Raw genomic sequence first — 18,557 nt, forward strand, 5'->3', positions numbered from 1 at the left:
CTCTTGAAAGGAATGTGCATCGCCAACGATAAGCCTCGCGCGCTATGCACGCCAGAGGAGCAGCCCGGTGACATCGGTGCGGCGCCTGTTGGCACGCCTCAATCGACGGGATTTTGATCCAAGGTCGCCACCGTCTTCAGCGCACCGTCGAGCATGTCGCCCTTCTCGTCTTTCAATGCCGCCTCGCGCAGGCGGCGGATCCAGTCGGCGGCATCTTCACGGTCCTTGAGCATGTCAAGCGCCGAAAGCACGCGGTCGAATTTCGACTGGGCGCGGACATGGGTGTCGCTGTAGCCCTTGATAAGCCGGCGGCAGTTGAGGATTTCGACGGCAAGCGCGTAATCAGAGGGCACGTAACCAAGCGCCAGCGTGTACCATTGGTCAAGATGCGCGGTCTCGACCTTGTGGCGCAGCAGGCTGCGGCGCCAGCGACGCAGGCCGCCGATGAACCAGAGAGCGGCAAAACCGGCAAAACTGTCGGTGCGGATGCGCCGGCCATGATTGATGCGGCGGTCGAGAAAGGCGGCAAGTTTCGGCCGGTTCTCGATGTAGCTGCCCAATCTTGCCGGCAAAGTACCGCAGAACTCCTCGATACGCGGATGGAAATATTCGGTCACCTGCAGGATCGAGCCATCCTTGACGCCGACCTCCTTGCGCACACGCCTGTCCCGCGTCGAGCGCGTTTTCAGATCCGCGACACGGATCATGTCATCATAGCACATTGCATTGGCCAGATGCTTGGCGGCGGCGATGGACAGCGCATGGGCATGGCCGGCGTCATCCAGCGCGACGGCCTTGTCGAGCCGGTCGAGATAGTCGCGCCCATAGGCGATGTCCTGATAATCGACAACCTTTCGCAGACCGCGCAACGCCATGTCGCGCACCGCCACGGGCATCATGTCGATGCGGGCAGCGAGCGCCTGCCAGCCCTGCAGCAGGTTTTGCGGGCCACTCACGCGCCCCGCTCCGAGAGTGGATTCAACGATCGCCGACTCGGCCACCTTTGGCGCCGGCACGGCCGTGCCGCGCGCACGATCATAAGCGGCGGCGAAGGCCGCAAGGCTGGCCTTGACGCCGCGACCACCAGCACCGACTGCCTGTTCGTAGCTTTCGCGCGTGAACGGCAGCGCGTCGGATCCGGCCAGCGCGCCAAGCAGGCTGGCGGAGATCATCGAACCGTTGTCGGCGGCGATCTTTTCCATATCGAAAACGATGAAGCGCTTGGACGCGGCCTCGGCGGTCGCGTGCACCTTGGACGACGAGGCCCGGCCGTCACCCGGTTCGATCTTTTCCGACACGGCGGCGATGCGGTGCGACGAAGCGATTAGTGTCGTGCGCTCGGGCGTGACGAAGCCCCTGATGATGGCGCGGCCGGCTTCCATCAGTTCGGCGGCGATCAGAATGTCGACATCGCCCTGCGAAGGCGACAGCGCGAACACCGGCAGCCGGCCAGTGTCGCGCGCCATTTCGATATAATAGATCGTGGCGCCGGTGCGCTGGGCGACGCCGGCGACCGAAGTCGATTGCGCGACATGGCCATTGCGTTCGGCAACGTCGGTGATCCAGTCGGCAAGCACGCCGCCGCCCTGGCCGCCAACCGCCAGCACCGCGAGTTTGATGACGCGCTCGCTGTCCTGAGCACCGGCCTTGGCGCGAAATGGCGGGACAGCGTCAAGCATCGGCGAAGGTCAGGCGCCGGCTTTCGCGACGGCGCTGCAAGAGGCTGATCACGGCGCGGCGCGCGCTTTCCAGGAAACGGTCCCAGCGGCTCGGATTGTGTACGACATCGGCGCGGTAGAAGGACGGGCACAGCACCGCCGCATCGGCGACCTCGCCGCAATTGCCGCAGCCGACGCAGTTCTGGTCGATACTCGCGACGGGATCGTCGCGCAGCGGATCGTCGAGCGACTTCACCGACAGCGACGGGCAGCCGGACAGCCGCATGCAGGCATGGTCGCCGGTGCAGATGTCCTCGTCGACGCCGAACTTCGGCTTCACCACGCGCTCGCCGCCCTTGATCGCCTTGTCGACCAGCGGCTTTTCGCGGCGCTGGCGGTTCAGCATGCATTCGGACGAAGCGACGATGACCTTCGGTCCCTTCTCGTCGGTGGTCAGCGCCTCACGCAGCGTGTCCTGCATCTTGCCGACATCATAGGTGTGGTCGACATGGCGCAGCCATTTGACGCCCATGCCCTTCACCGCCTCAGTGATGGGATGCTTAGTCGATTTGGTCTTGTTGCCGGCGCGCGATGACAGAATGTCCTGCCCACCGGTCGCGGCTGAATAGAAATTGTCGACGATGACAATGACGCCATCGTTCTTATTGAAGACCGCATTACCGATCGAGGAGGTCAATCCGTTGTGCCAGAAGCCGCCATCGCCGACGAAAGAGATGGAGCGGCGCCTGGCATCGGGCGAATTGAAGGCCGAGGCCGAGGCCGGCCCCAACCCATAGCCCATGGTTGTGGCGCCGAGTTCGAAGGGCGGCATGATCGAAAACAGATGGCAGCCGATATCGGACGCGATGTGGTGTTTGCCGAGTTCCTGTTCGACCAGCTTGGTGGCGGCAAAGATCGGTCGCTCCGGGCAGCCGATGCAGAAGCCCGGCGGGCGGCCGGGCACGACGTTGATCAGATCAGCGGTGTCGACGCCCTCGCCGACCTTATTGGGCGCACGTACTTCGCCCGGCAGCAGATGCGGCGCCTCGGCGCGCAGGAAGGCGCCGATGCCATCGAGCATGACCTGGCCGGTATACTCGCCGGCCATCGGCAGATATTCCTTGCCGACCAGCCCGGTGCCGCGCCCGGCCTTGTGCAGCATCGCGGCAAAGGCCTGTTCGATGTAGTTGGGCTGGCCTTCCTCGACGACCAGCACGGCCTGCTTGCCCTCGCAGAAGGACAGGAACTCATCGTCGATCAGCGGATAGACGGCGTTGAGCACATAGAGCGGCACGTCCGTCTCGCCATAGGTGTCGGCAAGGCCGAGCCGCTGCAGGGCGCGGATGACGGAATTGTACATGCCGCCCTGCATGACGATGCCGACCGAGCCATGGTCCGAGCCGAAGAACTCGTTGATCCTGTTCTTGGCGATGAAATCCACCGCCGCCGGCCAGCGCTTTGCCACCTTCTCCTTCTCGTGCAGGAAGGAGGCGGGCGGCAGAACGATGCGGCCGGTGTCGCGGCGCGGTGCCGAAAGCGCATCGGCCACGCTCATCGGCGGGCGCTTGTTATCCTTGGCGATGAAATGGCCGTGGACATGGCAGCAGCGGATGCGCACCTGCAGCATGACGGGCGTGTTGGAGATCTCCGAGAGTTCGAAGCCATCCTCGACCGCCTTGACGATCGAGGGCAGGTTCGGGCGTGGGTCGAGCAGCCAGACCTGGCTCTTCATGGCAAACGCATGGCTGCGCTCCTGCATGATCGAGGAGCCCTCGCCGTAATCCTCGCCGACGATGATCAGCGCGCCGCCGGTGACGCCGCCTGAAGCGAGATTGGCCAGCGCGTCGGAGGCGACATTGGTGCCGACAGTCGACTTGAAAGTCGCGGCACCGCGGATCGGATAGTGCACCGAGGCGGCCAGCATGGCGGTGGCGGTCGCTTCCGAAGCGCTGGCCTCGAAATGCACGCCGAGCTCGCCCAGAATGTCCTGCGCGTCGGCCAACACGTCCATCAGATGGCTGATCGGCGCGCCCTGATAGCCGCCGACATAGCCGACGCCGCATTGCAGCAGCGCCTTGGTGATGGCGAGGATGCCCTCGCCAGCGAATTCCTCGCCGGCGCCGAGCCTGAGTTTTTCGACTTCCTTGGCAAAAGACCGTTCGGCCATCTCTGCCTCCTTCCGTTGCCGCCGACAGCCGGCGGCGCGTAATCTAGAGTCCCTGTTTATGCATGTCGTTTCCCCAAAACCGGGTCCACTTTTGGGCGACATGCATCAGATGTCGTGCTTGCGGATATTCTTCAGCATCTTCTGCAGCGTCGCGATCAATGCGGTGTATTCGGCATCGTCGACATCGTCGAACATCGCCTCGAACGCGTCATGCATGGCCGGCCAGGCGCGGGTGAACTCGGCCCGGCCCTCGTCGGTCAGGAACACGTGGCGGATACGGCTGTCGCTGACCCCTTGCTCGCGCCGCACGAACCCCTGGCCCTCCAGCGTGTCGAGCGTGCGACTCAAGGTCGATTGCTCGATGACAGTGTAGACCGAGAGGTCGTTGACGGTGACACCATCCGTAACCGACAGCACGGCCAGCGTGCGCACCTGCGAAATGGTCAGGCCCTGCCTGCGGAAATCGTCGCGCAACGTGGCGTTGTAGCGGCCCATGATGCGGTTCATCAGATAGGGCGCGAATTGCTGCAGTCCGATCTGGCCGAGGGTCGAGATGCGCTGGCGCCTTTCGGGAAGCTTCTGTTCCATCACAGCCTCCCCGCCAGGAGAAAGCCGGAGCCGCCGCCGAGACCCGCGCCCGGATGGGTCGAGGCGCCGATATGGTAGAGGTTTTTGATACCGGTCTGATGATTGCGGCTGGTCTTGAACGGCCGCCACAGGAACGACTGGTCGATGGTGGAGGAACCGCCATAGGGGTCACCGCCGACCAGGTTGATGTTCATGGCTTCAAGATCGGCCGGCGAATAGGCGCAGCGCGCGATGACGCTGTCCTTGAAGCCGTCAACATGGCTGGCGAGAATCGCCTCGGCGCGGTCGGCGTAGGCCACGCGCAACTCGGCGGTCCACTGCCCGTCGGCCGGCGCCTGCAATTTGCCGGCGGCGTCGCCCTTGATATGGCGCGGCGTCTCGGGCAGCTGCAGCCACAGGATCGCCTTGCCGTCGGGGCAGCGCGGCGGGTCGAGCGCGTGCGGCTGACCGACACAGATGGTCGGCACTTCAGGCAGCATGCCGCGCGCCGCTTCGTTGCAGGCTTTCGAGACGCCGTCCAGGCCCGGCGTCAGGTGCAGCAGCGCCACCTTGTCCAGCCCTTCACCACGCCACGCCGGCGGCTTGTCGAGGGCGTAATGAATCTGGAAATTGCCTTTGCCGTAGCTGTATTTCCGTGCCGCCTCGGCATCGGCTTTGGGAGCATCCGTGCCGAGCAGGCGGCCATAGAGCTGCGTCGGCGTGACCGAGCAGATGACGCTCTTCCTGGCATGGACCGTCTCGCCCGAGGCCAGCCGCACGCCGGTGGCGCGGCCGCCGGCCAGGATGATGGAAGCAACGTCGGATTCTGTGGAAATGACGCCGCCGCGCTCGATGATGAGCGCCTCGAAAGCCGACAGCAGGTTCTTCGCCCCGCCCTTGACGATCGGCGCGCCTGCCGCCTCCAGCGCGAAGGCAATCACCTTGGCGATCTGGCCGGAAAAGGCATCTTCCGGGCCGAGCCCGGCATGCAGCACCCAGGGCGCCCAGAGCGCACGGATGGTTTCGGACCGGTAGGTGCTTTCCAGCCAGCCGCGTGCCGGCACCAGGGCCTCACCAAGGAAGTCGGCAAGGCCGCGCGGACCGCGCCGCCAGGCGTCGCCCGCCAGCAGCTTCGCGGTCGAATAAGACCACAAGCTGCCGCCGAGCAGGCCAAACAACAGGCCGGCATTGCGCTCGATGCCGCCGACATCCTCGGCATGCCGGTCGCCGTCACCTGCCGCGATTGCGTTGAGTGCCGCGACATTGGCGGCGCGGTCGGTGCTGAGCACCGCATGGCTGCCATCAGGCCGCAGCACGCCGGTCGGCGTTGCCGTGTGGCAGAACTCCAGGCCGTGCCGCGCAAGGTCGGCGCCAAGTGCCGCGAAGGCCGGCGAGGTGATGAACAGCACGAAAGTCGTCGCCATCACGTCGTGGATGAAGCCGGGCGCGGTGATCTCCTCGGTGCGCATGCAGCCGCCGATGCGGTCGTTGCGCTCGAGAACGAGCACCTTGGCGCCCTTGCCGCCAAGCATCGCCGCGCACACCAGCCCATTGATGCCGCTGCCGACAATGATGTGATCGGGCGCTTTCATTGGACACTCACGGACGGCGGGAGGTCAGATCTGGCCGCGCAACGTGGCGTTCCTTCGCGCCGTAGAGCGCTGGCCTCGCCAGGCTGGCGCCCTCTTGCTGCCATGACATTATCACCCGCGCGCATGATCTTCTCCCGAAGACCCACCTCGCTCTATTTTCCCGATACCAGCGCCAGCGCGCGGATCGGGCTGCCTGTGCCGTGCTCGATCTTGAGCGGTGCGGCGATCAGGATCGCGCCCTTCGGCGGCAGCTGGTCGAGGTTGCAGAGGCTGGCGAGCCCATAGCGGTTGGCCTTGTGCATCAGCGTGTGCGCCGGGAATGGCGGCTCCATGCCGCCAGCCTTGCCGGCATCGGTGCCGATGGTCTCCGAGCCCCAGCCCTTGATGTCCTTGCTGATCAGATACTGGATGGCTTCAGCCGTCGGGCCGGGCGTGTGCGGGCCGGTCTCGTTGGCGTTGAGGAACGCGGCTTCCGAGCCATTGCGCTTGTACCAGTCGGTGCGCATCACCACCCATTCGCCGGGGTTGATGGCGCCATGCTTGGCTTCCCAGGCCTTGATATGATCGACCGTGAGCAGGAAATCGTGATCGGCGGCGGCTTCCCCGGAGCAATCGATGACATTGACCGGGCCGACGAAATTCTGCGCCGGAATGGTGTCGGTGGCGCCGTCCGGATAATCCTTGCCGGTGATCCAATGCTGCGGCGCATCGAAATGCGTGCCGGAATGCTCGCCGAGCTTCAGCCAGTTCCAGGCCCACCACGGACCGTTCTTGTCGTAGCGGGAGATCGAATGGATCTCGACCTTCGGTGTGTCGACGGCAAGTTCCGGCGGCAGCTTGATCAGCGGCGTGTCGGGTCCCAGCGGCGCCGAAAGGTCGACCACCTTGATGGCACCTGAAAGCAGCTGGCCGGCGACCTCGCCGAGGAGTTTTTGCGTGTCCATGATCTCTGTTCCCTCTTTCTTGATGATGCTGGAGGCTCGTCTCGGCCCTTAATATCCTACTAGACGAAAACATATGCATCTGCAATTATCTTTAAGCATAAAGGAAATGGGAACGGGGCGTGAGCGAGTTCGACGCCATCTTTGTCGGGGCGGGCCACAACAGTCTGGCATGCGCCGCGCATCTGGCGTTGAAAGGCTGGAAAACCGGGATTTTCGAGCGCAGCGCCACAATCGGCGGCGCCGTCCAGACGCGTGAATTCACCCTTCCCAGCTTCCGTCACGATTTCGGGGCGATGAATCTGAGCCTGTTTGCCGGCTCTGCCTTCCACCGGAAATATGCAAATGAATTGAAAGCGCAGGGGCTGGAGTTCGCGCCGGTCGCCGACTGCTTCGCCAGCGCCTTCCCGGACGGACGCTGGTTCGGCGTCAGCAACAGTCTGGAGAAAACAGCCGCGCGCATGGCTGCGTTCTCCGCCGCCGATGCAGCGACATGGCGCAGGCTGGTCGCGGCGTTTCCGGCGGAAGCCGAGCATCTGTTCCGGCTGCTCGGCTCGCCGATGAGTGCCCGCGCGCTTGCCGGTACGGCCTGGAACCTGTGGCGCAGGAAAGGCATGTCCGGCGCGCTCGATACGGGTCGCCTGCTGCTGTCATCGCCGCGCGCCTGGCTCGAGGAAAACTTCGAGTCGCCGCATGTGCGTGCAACACTCGCCACCTGGGGGATGCATCTCGACTTCGCGCCCGACATCGCAGGCGGCGCCGTGTTCCCCTATCTGGAATCGATGGCCAACCAGAGCTTCGGCATGGTGCTGGGCAAGGGCGGCGCCGACACCATCGTCCGCGCCTTGTCGGGCATGGTGACGTCAGCCGGCGGCAAGATCGTCACCGGGGCCGAGGTGGCCGAGATCACGGTTTCCGGCGGCAAGGCGACCGGCGTGCGGCTGGCTTCCGGTGAGAGCCATACAGCGACCAAGGCGGTCATCGCGGGCGTTGCGCCCAAGGCACTGACGGGCAAGTTGCTGTCCGCCGGTTCGGGCGACGCCGGCTTCGATACGGCGATGAAAAAGTTCCGCCATGCGCCGGGCACGATGATGATCCATCTGGCGCTCGACGACCTGCCGGACTGGCGCGCCGGGGCGGAGCTTCGGCAGTTTGCCTATGTCCATCTGTCGCCCTCGCTCGACGCCATGTCGCGCACCTATCAGCAGGCGATCGCGGGCATGTTGCCGGACGAACCGGTGCTGGTCGTCGGCCAGCCGACGGCGATCGATCCGTCGCGTGCACCCGAAGGCAAGCATGTGCTGTGGGTGCAGGTGCGCATGCTGCCGGCCGAGATCCTCGGCGATGCCGCCGGTCGGATCGCTGCCGCGCATTGGGATGAGGTCAAGGGGGCCTACGCGGAGCGCGTGCTCGACATCATCGAGACCTATGCGCCCGGCCTGCGGGGCAAAATTCTCGGCCGGGCGGTGTTCTCGCCCATCGACCTCGAGCGCGAGAATCCGAACCTGGTCGGCGGCGACCAGGTCTGCGGCAGCCATCATCTGGCGCAGAATTTCCTGTTCCGCCCGGCGCGCGGCTTCGCCGGCTGGAACACGCCGGTCGCCAATCTGCATCTCACGGGCGCGGCGACATGGCCAGGCGCCGGCACCGGTGCGGCCTCGGGCTTCATGCTCGCGCAACAGCTTGGCGGGAGGTAGGCCCGACGATTTCACGGAGGCTGCGAGAGGCAAGGCGCTGCTGCTCACGAAGCCTGAACCAATGAACGGACAGTGCCGCGCAAAGACAATAACCAACAAGGGGAACGACAATGACAATCAACAGACGCGAATTGCTGGGATACGGTGCCGCGGCACTCGGTGTGGCCGCTGTCGGCCTGCCAAACATCGCCAAGGCCGCCGCCGGCGAATTGACCATCGCCTATAATGTCAACCTGCCCTCCTGGGACCCGACCACCGGCCCATCGGCCGTCAACCCCACCATCCAGGGCCTCTACCAGTCGGTGTTCGATCAGTTCATCCCGCAGAAGCCGGACCTGTCCTTCGCGCCGGGCCTGCTGACCGAATGGGGCTGGAACGACGACCGCACCAAGGTGACGATGACGGTGCGCGAAGGCGTGAAATGGCATGACGGTTCGCCGTTCACGCCCGAGGACGTCGTCTGGTCGCTGCAGCGCGCCGGCGACGAGAAGACCGGCAACCCGATCCAGTTCGTCTGGAAGAACGTCAACAACTTCAAGATCGACGGCAACAAGATCACCGGCGACGTCGTGCAGTTCGACCCGGTCTATTTCAAGTGGATGTCGTTCCTGACCGGCTACATCATGCCGAAGGCCTATTACGAAAAGGTCGGCGCCGAAGGCTTCGAGAAGGCCCCGATCGGCACCGGCCCCTATATGGTCGAGAAATTCGAGCGCAACGCTTTCCTGCGGCTGAAGGCCAACCCGAATTACTGGGGCGGCAAGCCGGCCTTCGAGAATGTGACGATCAAGTTCGTCACCGACGCGGCGAGCCGCGTGGCAGAGATCGAATCCGGCTCCTCGCAGGTGACGCTCGAAATCCCCTATGAGGAGTATGACCGCCTGATCGCCAAGGATGGGCTTGCCGGGTCGTGCAAGAACGTTTCCGACATCGGCATGATCTTCTTCAACAACAAGGACGCCATGCTGGACAAGAACGTCCGCCAGGCGGCCGTGATGTCGGTGGACAAGGAGCTCCTGGTCAAGCGGTTGCTGCGCGGCTACGGCCAGCCGATCGATACGCTGGAGACGCCCGAATACGCGGCCTTCGACCCGTCGATCAAGGTCGAGCACAATCCCGAAAAGGCCAAGCAATTGCTCGCTGCTTCCGGCTACTCGCCGAAGAAGCCGGCAAAGATCACCATCCAGACCACCAAGGGCTTCAAGCCCAAGGACTACGAGATGGTGCAGGCGATCGTCGGCATGTGGCGCAAGGTCGGCATCGAGGCGACGATCGAGGTGTATGAGATCGCCAAGCACTATGAGCTGCGCGCCGCGCACAAGCTGGCGCCGGCCGCCTTCTACAACTGGGGCAACGCCATCGGCGATCCGACCACCTCGACCGGCTTCGCCATGTTCGGCCCGTCGCCGCACTCGTCCTGGAAGACCGACGACCTCGATGCCAAGATCGGCCCGCTCTGGGGTGAGAAAGACGAGGCCAAGCGCATCGCCGGCTGGAAGGCGGTCGACAAATACATCGCCGAGGAGGCCTATGTGCTGCCGCTGATCCAGTACGCGCAGCCAATCGTGCATGCCAAGGGCGTCAAGGTGGTCCAGCATATTTCCGGCGCGCTGCTTCCGGCCCTGATGACCCCGGCCTGACATCAGCCCTGAATTACCGCGCGCCGTCACCAATGACGGCGCGCATTTTCCATCGGGAATACGAGCCACGGGCTCCTGCAAAGATTTACATGCTCCTGCAAAGATTCCTGATCCGTCTTGCGACGATGCTGATCACGCTGTTCGGCGTGGCCGTCGTCGTCTTCGTCGTGATCCGCGTCGCGCCCGGCGATCCGATCGCCATGATGCTGCCGCCCGGCGCGACGGATGCTGACATCGCCCGGCTGCGCGCGCTCTACGGGCTCGACAAGTCCATCGTTGAGCAATTCTTCATCTGGCTGTCCGGTGTTGTCAGGGGCGATTTCGGCACCTCGATCTCGCTCAGGCAAGATGTGCTCGGCCTGGTCTTCAACCGGCTGCCCGCGACGCTGGAACTCGCCATCGTCGCGCTTGTCATGGCGGTTGCGATCGGCGGCGTGACGGCGATCCTCGGCGCGCGCGAACGCGGCACGGCGGTCGAGGCCGGCATCGACATCGCCAGCGGGGTGGCGTTGTCCATTCCCGATTTCCTGTGGGGGCTGGTGCTGATCCTGCTGTTCGGCGTGCTGGTGCCGATCTTCGACATTTCCGGCCGCGTGTCCCCACAGCTCGACCTGCCCTTCGTCACCCAGTTCTATTTCTTCGAAAGCCTGCTGCGGCTGCGTTTCGACCTGACCTGGGATCTCTTGAAACACATGCTGATGCCGGCGGTGGCGCTGGCACTGCCGCTGGCGGCGATCATCTCGCAGCTGTTGAAACAGTCGCTGAAGGAAGTGCTCGACCTCGATTATGTCGTGCTCGCGCGGGTCAAGGGATTTTCGGAAACGCAGGTCATCCTGCGCGAGGCGCTGAAGAACGCCGCTTTGCCGACGCTGACCCTGGTCGGCGTGCAATTCACTTTCCTCATCGGCGGCACCGTCATCGTTGAGCGGCTGTTCTCCTATGAGGGACTCGGCAACATGGCGATTGATGCCGTCATCAACCGCGACCTGCCGCTGATCCAGGGCATCGTGCTGGTCTTCGCGCTGCTCTTCGTGCTGATCAACCTTGCCGTCGACATGATGTACGCGCTGCTCAATCCGAGGCTGCGCCATGGATAAGGCACGCATGTGGCGACCGAGCGTAAGCCCTCGGCTGTGGCTCGCCGGCGGTTGGCTGCTGCTGGCGTTGCTGGCCGCGATCTTCGCGCCGCTGGTCGCGCCGCAGGATCCGCTGGCGCAGGACCTGATGCTGGAGCGGCTGCCGCCCTTCTGGCTCGACGGCGCCGAGCCCGGCTATTGGCTGGGCACCGACAGCCTCGGCCGCGACCTGCTCTCCCGGCTGATCTTCGGCGGCCGCATCGCCTTCATCGTCGCCTTCGCCGCCGCGATCGCCGCCTGTCTGGTCGGCTCGACGCTTGGGCTGATCGCGGGCTATTTCGGTGGCTGGGCCGACCGCATCATCTCGCGCATTGTCGATATCTGGATGGCGTTCCCGCCGGTGCTGTTCGCCATCCTTCTGGTGGCGGTGCTCGGCACCGGCCTCAGCTCCGTCATTCTCGCCATCGCCATCATCGACTGGACGCGCTTCTGCCGGGTGATCCGCGCCGAGGCCATGGGCCAGTCGCGCATGGACTATGTCGAGAACGCCCGCATCGCCGGCTATGGCCGCATCGGCATCATGCTGCGCGAAGTGCTGCCCAACGTCGTGCCGTCGATCGTCGCGCTGCTGTCGCTGGAAATGGGCATCGCCGTGATCGTCGAAGCGATCCTGTCCTTCGTCAATCTGTCGATCTCGACCGACGACCCGACCTGGGGCGGCATCATCGCCGAGGGGCGGCTGTCGATCCATCAGGCCTGGTGGGTGCTGGTGTTCCCGCTGATCACGCTGATCCTCACCGTGCTGTCGTTCAGCCAGTTCGGCGAAGCGCTGAAGGCGCGCTTCGATCCGGTGCTGCGATGAGCGCCTGCCTCGACATCGTCAATCTCAGCGCGGTGCTGCCGAACGGCCAGCGCGTGCTGCGCTCGGTGTCGCTCGCGGTGCAGCCCGGTGAGGTGCGCGCATTGGTCGGCGAGAGCGGCGCCGGCAAGACCATGATCGGCAAGGCCGTGCTTGGCGTCTTGCCGTCGAGCGTGCGCATTGTCGAAGGCGATATGAGGCTTGAGGGCGAAGACCTCGGCAAACTCCGGCCCAAGGCACGGCGCACGCTGATCGGCGCGCGCACGGCGCTGATCCCGCAGGACCCGCTGACCGCGCTCAATCCATCGCGTCGCATCGGCCCGCAGATGACCGACCGGCTGGTGCGCATCCTCGGCTGGAGCGGCGAGAGGGCCGACACCCGCATCCGGCAATTGCTTGACGAGGTGCAGATCCGCGACCCCGAGCGCGTGCTGAAAAGCTATCCGCACGAGCTTTCCGGCGGCATGCGCCAGCGCGTTTTGATCGCCGCCGCCTTCGCCGCCGAGCCACGGCTGATCGTCGCCGATGAGCCGACCACCGCGCTCGACGTCACCGTGCAAAAGCAGATATTGCGGCTGATCGCGCAGTTGCAGCGCGAGCACGGCACGGCGATCCTGTTCGTCACCCACGATCTCGGCGTTGTCGCCAAGATCAGCCAGAAGGTGTCGGTGCTTTATGCCGGCAAAGTGGTCGAGGAAGCCGAGACGGCTGTGCTCTTCGCGGCACCGCGGCACCCCTATACACGTGCGCTGATGGCGGCGACGCCGCGCTACACAGACCCGTTCGCTTCGCTGAAACCGGTGGACGAGGCGGTGCTGGCTGGGCTTGCCGCCGAGATCGCGGCGGTGGACCAGGCCTGGAGGCAGCCGCATGGCTGAACCGCTGTTTTCCGTGCGCGGGCTAAAGGTGGCTTTGCCCGACATGACCCGCAAGCCGCTGATCGGCCGCGCGCCGATGGCCGAGATCCTGAAAGGCCTGGATTTCGACCTGCCCAGCGGCTCGGTCACCGGCATCGTCGGCGAATCCGGTTCCGGCAAGTCGACGCTCGGCCGGGCGCTGGTCAGGCTGCTGGAACCCAGCGCCGGCAGCATCAGCTTCGACGGCCGCGATATCACGCATCTGCCGGAAGCGGAGTTGCGCCCGCTGCGCCGTGACCTGCAGATGATCTTCCAGGATCCGATGTCGTCGCTCAATCCGCGCCGCACCATTGCCAGCATCATCGCCGCGCCGCTCAAGCAGAATGGGCTTGGCGATAATCTGAAGAGCCGCGTCGCCGAGGCGCTGCAGCGGGTCGGCCTGCCGCAGAGTTTCGCCAGCCGCTACCGCCACGAATTGTCGGGTGGCCAGCGCCAGCGCGTCGGCATTGCGCGCGCGCTGGCGATGTCGCCGAAATTCGTCCTGGCCGACGAGATCGTCTCCGGTCTCGACGTGTCGACGCAGGCGCAGATCCTCACTTTGCTCGAGAAGTTGGCAGTGGAGATGGGCCTGACGGTCGCCTTCATCAGCCACGACCTGTCCGTCATCCGCCGGCTGTGCCGGCAGGTGATCGTCATGCGCGAAGGCAGGATCGTCGAAGCCAGCGCCACCGACGCCTTGTTCGCCAATCCCCAGCAGGCCTACACGCGCGACCTCATAGCAGCCATTCCGCTGCCGGAAATCGATCCGGATTGGCTGAACGTCCCGTCGGTCGCGGCTCCGACATGAAAGGCGTCGAGGCGCACAAAGGGTCAGGTCGTTTCGATATGAAATTTTAAGCTTGAAATATCTGGCTTCAGGCGCGATATTCAGGCTAGCAAAAGAAGCGAAGAGGAGATCGCACGGATGAAGGTTGCGGTTCTCGGCGGCGGACCAGCCGGCCTCTACTTTGCCATTTCGATGAAGCTCAGGGACGCCGGGCACGATGTGACGGTGTTCGAGCGCAACCGGCCGGACGATACGTTCGGCTGGGGCGTGGTGCTGTCGGCCGAAACGCTCGACAACCTGGCCAAGAACGATCCTGTCAGCGCCGTGTGGATCAAGAAGCATTTCGCCTATTGGGACGACATTGCCGTCATCCATGATGGCGTGCGCACGGTCTCGTCAGGCCACGGTTTCTGCGGCATCGGCCGCAAGCGGCTGCTCATCCTGCTGCAACGCCGCGCGCGGGAACTCGGCGTCAAGCTGATGTTCGAGACCGATATCGGCGATCCCCGTCCCTATATGGAGACGCATGATCTGGTCGTCGCCGCCGACGGGCTGAACTCCAAGGCACGCAACACTTTCGTCGATGTCTTCAGGCCCGACATCGACACCCGCAAATGCAAGTTCGTCTGGCTGGGCACCAACCAGAAATTCGACGACGCCTTCACCTTCATTTTCGAAAAGACCGAGCATGGCTGGGTGTGGGCGCACGCCTACCAGTTCGACAGCGACACCGCGACCTTTATCGTCGAGTGCAGCGAACAGACTTGGGCAGCCTTCGGCTTCGGCGTGATGACGCAGCAGGAATCGATCGCGGTCTGCGAGCGCATCTTCGAAAAGCATCTCGGCGGCCATGCCTTGATGACCAACGCCAACCACATCAGGGGTTCGGCCTGGATCAATTTCCCACGCGTGCTGTGCGAGCGCTGGTCGTACAAGAACCTGGCGCTGATGGGCGACGCGGCCGCCTCGGCGCATTTCTCGATTGGCTCCGGCACCAAGCTGGCGCTGGAAAGCGCGGTGGCGCTGGCCGAGTATGTCGAAACCGAGCCGGACCTCGATGCCGCGTTCCGCAAATATGAGGATGCCCGCCGCACCGAGGTGCTGAAGCTGCAATCGGCGGCGCGCAACTCGCTCGAATGGTTCGAGGAGGTGGAGCGCTATCTCGGCCTCGATCCGGTGCAGTTCAACTATTCGCTGCTGACTCGCTCGCAGCGCATCAGCCACGAGAATTTGCGGCTGCGCGATGCCGAATGGCTGGGCGGCGCGGAAGAGTGGTTCCAGCGCCAGGCGGGGGCCGGCGGCAACAGGCTGCGCCGCGCGCCGATGTTCGCGCCGTTCAAGCTGCGCGACATGCGGCTTAACAACCGCGTGGTCGTCTCGCCGATGGCGCAGTACAGAGCTGTCGACGGCTGCCCGACAGACTGGCACTTCACTCACTATGCCGAGCGTGCCAAGGGCGGCGCTGGCCTCGTCTATATCGAGATGACCTGCGTCAGCCCGGAAGGGCGCATAACGCCCGGCTGTCCCGGCTTCTACGCGCCCGAGCACGAGGTGGCCTGGAAGCGGCTGGTCGATTTCGCCCATAGCGAGACGGAGGCGAAGATCTGCGCGCAGATCGGCCATTCCGGCGCCAAGGGTTCGACCCGTGTCGGCTGGGAAGGCACCGACGTGCCGCTGACCTCCGGCAACTGGCCTGTCATGGCCGCCTCGGCGGTGGCGTGGTCACCTGAGAATCAGGTGCCGAAGGCGATGGACCGCGCCGACATGGATAGGGTGCGCGACCAGTTCGTGGCCTCCGCCGAGATGGCGCATCGTTGCGGTTTCGACATGCTGGAGATCCATGCCGCGCATGGCTATCTCCTGTCGTCCTTCATCACCCCGGTCACCAACCGGCGCACGGATGAATATGGCGGTTCGCTGGAGAATCGCATGCGCTATCCCCTCGAAATCTTCCACGCGGTGCGCGCGGCATGGCCAGCGGAAAAGCCGATCTCGATGCGCATTTCGGCCAATGACTGGGTCGGCATCGAAGGCGTGACACCCGCCGACGCGGTCGAGATAGCACGGCTGCTGCATGAGGCCGGCGTCGACATCTGCGACGTTTCGGCCGGCCAGACCTCTTTGTTGGCGAAGCCGGTGTACGGCCGCATGTTCCAGACGCCGTTTTCCGACCGCATCCGCAACGAGGTCGGCATGGCGACGATGGCGGTCGGCAACATCTATGAACCGGACCATGTCAACTCGATCCTGATGGCCGGACGCGCCGACCTGGTAGCGCTGGCCCGTCCGCATCTTGCCGATCCCTATTGGACGTTGCATGCGGCGGTGACGCTCGGCGACCGTGGGGTGAAATGGCCGGATCCCTATCTGCCCGGACGCGACCAACTCTACCGGCTGGCTGAGCGCGATGCCGCCGCGGGGCTCAAGGTATGAGTGCTTCACGCTTCCCAAGTTGGCGCCGTACCCCCACCCCTAACCCCTCCCCACAAGGGGGAGGGGGACTAAGTTGCATCCGGCTCGGTCGGAACCGCATAAGTTTGCAATGGATAGGCGCTGCCGTGGCCTTCTCCCTCCCCCTTGTGGGGAGGGTTAGGGGTGGGGGTACTCGGCGCCTTGCCTCGAGGACTGGCGCATGATCGCCGGCAAGCATGCGCTGGTCACCGGTGGCGGCTCCGGCGTTGGCCGGGCCATCGCGCTGGCGCTTGCGGGTGCCGGCATCGACGTGACTGTCTGCGGCCGGCGCGAAGCGGAACTTGCCAAGGTGGCCGGCGAAAGCGATCGCATCTTCGGGATCGCCGCCGACGTCACCGACGAGGCGGCGATGGCATCGCTTTACCAGACAGCGGAAGCCGCGCGCGGGCCCTTCGACATCGTCGTTGCCAATGCCGGTATGGCCGGCAGCACGCCGGCGCACAAGACCACGCTTGCCGACTGGCAGCGGACGCTCGACATCAACCTGACCGGCGCCTTCCTGACGGTGAAACCGGCGCTGGCCGGCATGGCCGCGCGCAAGGCGGGGCGGATCGTCTTCATCGCCTCGACGGCGGGGCTGAAAGGCTACGCCTATGTCGCGCCTTATGTCGCCGCCAAGCATGGCGTCGTCGGCTTGATGCGGGCGCTCGCCGCCGAGACGGCGAAATCCGGCGTCACCGTGAACGCGGTGTGCCCAGGCTTTGTCGAAACGGAGATGTTGGAGGAATCCATCCAGCGCATTGTCGAAAAGACCGGCCGCTCGGCCGGCGAGGCACGATCGAGCCTCGTCTCGACCAACCCGCAAGGCCGCTTCATCCAGCCGCAGGAGATTGCCGCCTCGGTGTTGTGGTTGTGCGGCGAAGCGGCGGCATCGATCACCGGACAGGCCATTTCGATCTCAGGAGGCGAAACATGGTAGCCGGCCCCCTGCCCGCGCCATCGGGACCCGGCAAGGACCGGCTGCGGCTGTGGATCAGGCTGCTGCGCGCCTCGCGCACGATCGAGGCCGAGTTGCGCGAACGCCTGAAGAAGGAGTTCGATACGACGCTGCCGCGCTTCGACGTGATGGCCGCCCTCTACCGCGCACCCGAAGGCATGCTGATGAGCGATCTGTCGCGTTTCCTGCTGGTTTCCAACGGTAACGTCACCGGCATTGTCGACCGGCTGGTTTCGGAAGGTCTGGTAGCGCGTGCGCGTCGCAATGGCGACCGGCGCACGTCCATGGTGCGGCTGACCGAGGAGGGCTCGAAATCCTTTGCCACCATCGCCGCGGCGCATGAGAGTTGGATCGGTGAATTGCTGGGCAAGGTGAGCGAAGAGGATGCACGCCGGCTCACCGGCATGCTGACCTCTTTCCGCAGCAACTGGGAGGGACGCGAATGACAAAGATGGCCAGTCTCAAGCCGCAGCATTTCCTCTGGCAGGTCGAAGGCAGGATCGCGAAGGTCCGACTTGACCGTCCCGAGCGGAAGAACCCGCTGACCTTCGACAGCTATGCCGAACTTCGCGACACGTTCCGCGACCTCGTCTACGCCGACGACATCGACGCCGTGGTGTTCCTGCCCAATGGCGGCAATTTTTGCTCCGGCGGCGATGTCCACGACATTATCGGCCCGCTGGTCAGGATGGACATGAAGGAATTGCTCGCCTTCACCCGCATGACCGGCGATTTCGTCAAGGCGATGCTGAATTGCGGCAAGCCGATCATCGCGGCGGTCGATGGCGTGGCGGTCGGCGCCGGCGCCATCATCGCCATGAGTTCCGATATCCGCATCGCCACGCCGGAGGCCAAGACCGCGTTCCTGTTCACCCGCGTCGGCCTTGCCGGTTGCGATATGGGCGCCTGCGCGATCCTGCCGCGCATCATCGGCCAGGGCCGAGCCGCCGAACTGCTCTACACCGGCCGCACCATGACGGCCACCGAAGGCGAACGCTGGGGGTTCTACAACAGGCTCGTCGACGCCGCCGCGCTGGAAGCCGACGCGCTCGACATGGCGGCGCGCATCGTCTCCGGCCCGACCTTCGCCCATGGCATCACCAAGACGCAGTTGAACCAGGAATGGTCGATGGGCCTCGACCAGGCGATCGAAGCGGAAGCGCAGGCGCAGGCGATCTGCATGCAGACGCACGATTTCGAGAGGGCTTACAGGGCGTTTGTCGCCAAGGAAAAGCCGGTGTTCGAGGGGAATTGAGGATGAACGGTTT

The 18,557-nt window shown here is 64.7% G+C and carries 15 protein-coding genes; 10 read left to right on the forward strand and 5 right to left on the reverse strand.

Annotated elements, in window-relative coordinates; translation table 11 throughout:
* Positions 1-98: 98 nt before the first annotated feature.
* From FJ958_RS18030 to FJ958_RS18050, 5 genes are all read right to left on the reverse strand, one after another.
* The gene (locus FJ958_RS18030; protein ID WP_140744545.1) at positions 99-1,679 is read right to left on the reverse strand and encodes an indolepyruvate oxidoreductase subunit beta family protein; all 1,581 of its coding nucleotides are present in this window, start codon (positions 1,677-1,679) and stop codon (positions 99-101) included.
* On the reverse strand, positions 1,672-3,825 hold the full coding sequence (locus tag FJ958_RS18035) for an indolepyruvate ferredoxin oxidoreductase subunit alpha (RefSeq protein WP_140744546.1): 2,154 nt from the start codon (positions 3,823-3,825) through the stop codon (positions 1,672-1,674). Before FJ958_RS18035 ends, FJ958_RS18030 begins: the two co-directional genes overlap by 8 nt.
* Positions 3,826-3,930: 105 nt before the next feature.
* Positions 3,931-4,413: a MarR family transcriptional regulator gene (locus FJ958_RS18040; protein ID WP_140744547.1), complete on the reverse strand. Its 483-nt coding sequence runs from the start codon at positions 4,411-4,413 to the stop codon at positions 3,931-3,933.
* Positions 4,413-5,984, reverse strand: a complete 1,572-nt coding sequence (locus tag FJ958_RS18045; RefSeq protein WP_140744548.1) for an NAD(P)/FAD-dependent oxidoreductase — start codon at positions 5,982-5,984, stop codon at positions 4,413-4,415. Before FJ958_RS18045 ends, FJ958_RS18040 begins: the two co-directional genes overlap by 1 nt.
* Before the next feature lie 152 nt (positions 5,985-6,136).
* Positions 6,137-6,928 carry a cyclase family protein gene (locus FJ958_RS18050; RefSeq protein ID WP_140744549.1) on the reverse strand — a complete coding sequence of 264 codons (792 nt, stop codon included), beginning with the start codon at positions 6,926-6,928 and terminating at the stop codon, positions 6,137-6,139.
* Between the two features lie 119 nt (positions 6,929-7,047).
* Here FJ958_RS18050 and FJ958_RS18055 point away from each other — a divergent pair, with 119 nt between their 5' ends.
* From FJ958_RS18055 to FJ958_RS18100, 10 genes are all read left to right on the forward strand, one after another.
* A complete protein-coding gene (locus FJ958_RS18055; protein WP_140744550.1) occupies positions 7,048-8,622 on the forward strand; it encodes an NAD(P)/FAD-dependent oxidoreductase in 1,575 nt (524 codons plus the stop codon).
* A 110-nt stretch (positions 8,623-8,732) separates the two neighbouring features.
* On the forward strand, positions 8,733-10,262 hold the full coding sequence (locus tag FJ958_RS18060; RefSeq protein WP_140744551.1) for an ABC transporter substrate-binding protein: 1,530 nt from the start codon (positions 8,733-8,735) through the stop codon (positions 10,260-10,262).
* An 89-nt stretch (positions 10,263-10,351) separates the two neighbouring features.
* On the forward strand, positions 10,352-11,359 hold the full coding sequence (locus tag FJ958_RS18065; RefSeq protein ID WP_140744552.1) for an ABC transporter permease: 1,008 nt from the start codon (positions 10,352-10,354) through the stop codon (positions 11,357-11,359).
* Complete coding sequence (locus tag FJ958_RS18070; protein ID WP_140744553.1) at positions 11,352-12,200, forward strand: ABC transporter permease; 849 nt, start codon at positions 11,352-11,354, stop codon at positions 12,198-12,200. Before FJ958_RS18065 ends, FJ958_RS18070 begins: the two co-directional genes overlap by 8 nt.
* Positions 12,197-13,075: an ABC transporter ATP-binding protein gene (locus FJ958_RS18075; RefSeq protein ID WP_140744554.1), complete on the forward strand. Its 879-nt coding sequence runs from the start codon at positions 12,197-12,199 to the stop codon at positions 13,073-13,075. Before FJ958_RS18070 ends, FJ958_RS18075 begins: the two co-directional genes overlap by 4 nt.
* Complete coding sequence (locus FJ958_RS18080; RefSeq protein WP_140744555.1) at positions 13,068-13,901, forward strand: ATP-binding cassette domain-containing protein; 834 nt, start codon at positions 13,068-13,070, stop codon at positions 13,899-13,901. Before FJ958_RS18075 ends, FJ958_RS18080 begins: the two co-directional genes overlap by 8 nt.
* 117 nt (positions 13,902-14,018) lie before the next feature.
* Positions 14,019-16,313: a bifunctional salicylyl-CoA 5-hydroxylase/oxidoreductase gene (locus tag FJ958_RS18085; protein ID WP_140744556.1), complete on the forward strand. Its 2,295-nt coding sequence runs from the start codon at positions 14,019-14,021 to the stop codon at positions 16,311-16,313.
* Between the two features lie 199 nt (positions 16,314-16,512).
* Positions 16,513-17,271, forward strand: a complete 759-nt coding sequence (locus FJ958_RS18090) for an SDR family NAD(P)-dependent oxidoreductase (RefSeq protein ID WP_140744557.1) — start codon at positions 16,513-16,515, stop codon at positions 17,269-17,271.
* Positions 17,265-17,735, forward strand: coding sequence for a MarR family transcriptional regulator (locus FJ958_RS18095; RefSeq protein ID WP_140744558.1), 471 nt, complete (start codon positions 17,265-17,267; stop codon positions 17,733-17,735). The genes FJ958_RS18090 and FJ958_RS18095 overlap by 7 nt, the downstream gene beginning before the upstream one ends.
* A complete protein-coding gene (locus tag FJ958_RS18100; RefSeq protein ID WP_140744559.1) occupies positions 17,732-18,544 on the forward strand; it encodes an enoyl-CoA hydratase family protein in 813 nt (270 codons plus the stop codon). Before FJ958_RS18095 ends, FJ958_RS18100 begins: the two co-directional genes overlap by 4 nt.
* The last annotated feature ends 13 nt before the right edge of the window (positions 18,545-18,557 follow it).

Source organism: Mesorhizobium sp. B2-3-5 (assembly GCF_006442395.1).
Taxonomy (GTDB): domain Bacteria; phylum Pseudomonadota; class Alphaproteobacteria; order Rhizobiales; family Rhizobiaceae; genus Mesorhizobium.

Bases quoted from the DNA above. Each gene is read 5' to 3' on its own strand.
- FJ958_RS18065 (WP_140744552.1), top strand. From the start codon at position 10,352: ATGCTCCTGCAAAGATTCCTGATCCGTCTTGCGACGATGCTGATCACG.
- FJ958_RS18050 (WP_140744549.1), bottom strand. From the start codon at position 6,928: ATGGACACGCAAAAACTCCTCGGCGAGGTCGCCGGCCAGCTGCTTTCA.
- FJ958_RS18075 (WP_140744554.1), top strand. From the start codon at position 12,197: ATGAGCGCCTGCCTCGACATCGTCAATCTCAGCGCGGTGCTGCCGAAC.
- FJ958_RS18080 (WP_140744555.1), top strand. From the start codon at position 13,068: ATGGCTGAACCGCTGTTTTCCGTGCGCGGGCTAAAGGTGGCTTTGCCC.
- FJ958_RS18090 (WP_140744557.1), top strand. From the start codon at position 16,513: ATGATCGCCGGCAAGCATGCGCTGGTCACCGGTGGCGGCTCCGGCGTT.
- FJ958_RS18030 (WP_140744545.1), bottom strand. From the start codon at position 1,679: ATGCTTGACGCTGTCCCGCCATTTCGCGCCAAGGCCGGTGCTCAGGAC.
- FJ958_RS18100 (WP_140744559.1), top strand. From the start codon at position 17,732: ATGACAAAGATGGCCAGTCTCAAGCCGCAGCATTTCCTCTGGCAGGTC.
- FJ958_RS18040 (WP_140744547.1), bottom strand. From the start codon at position 4,413: ATGGAACAGAAGCTTCCCGAAAGGCGCCAGCGCATCTCGACCCTCGGC.
- FJ958_RS18095 (WP_140744558.1), top strand. From the start codon at position 17,265: ATGGTAGCCGGCCCCCTGCCCGCGCCATCGGGACCCGGCAAGGACCGG.
- FJ958_RS18060 (WP_140744551.1), top strand. From the start codon at position 8,733: ATGACAATCAACAGACGCGAATTGCTGGGATACGGTGCCGCGGCACTC.
- FJ958_RS18070 (WP_140744553.1), top strand. From the start codon at position 11,352: ATGGATAAGGCACGCATGTGGCGACCGAGCGTAAGCCCTCGGCTGTGG.
- FJ958_RS18085 (WP_140744556.1), top strand. From the start codon at position 14,019: ATGAAGGTTGCGGTTCTCGGCGGCGGACCAGCCGGCCTCTACTTTGCC.
- FJ958_RS18035 (WP_140744546.1), bottom strand. From the start codon at position 3,825: ATGGCCGAACGGTCTTTTGCCAAGGAAGTCGAAAAACTCAGGCTCGGC.
- FJ958_RS18045 (WP_140744548.1), bottom strand. From the start codon at position 5,984: ATGAAAGCGCCCGATCACATCATTGTCGGCAGCGGCATCAATGGGCTG.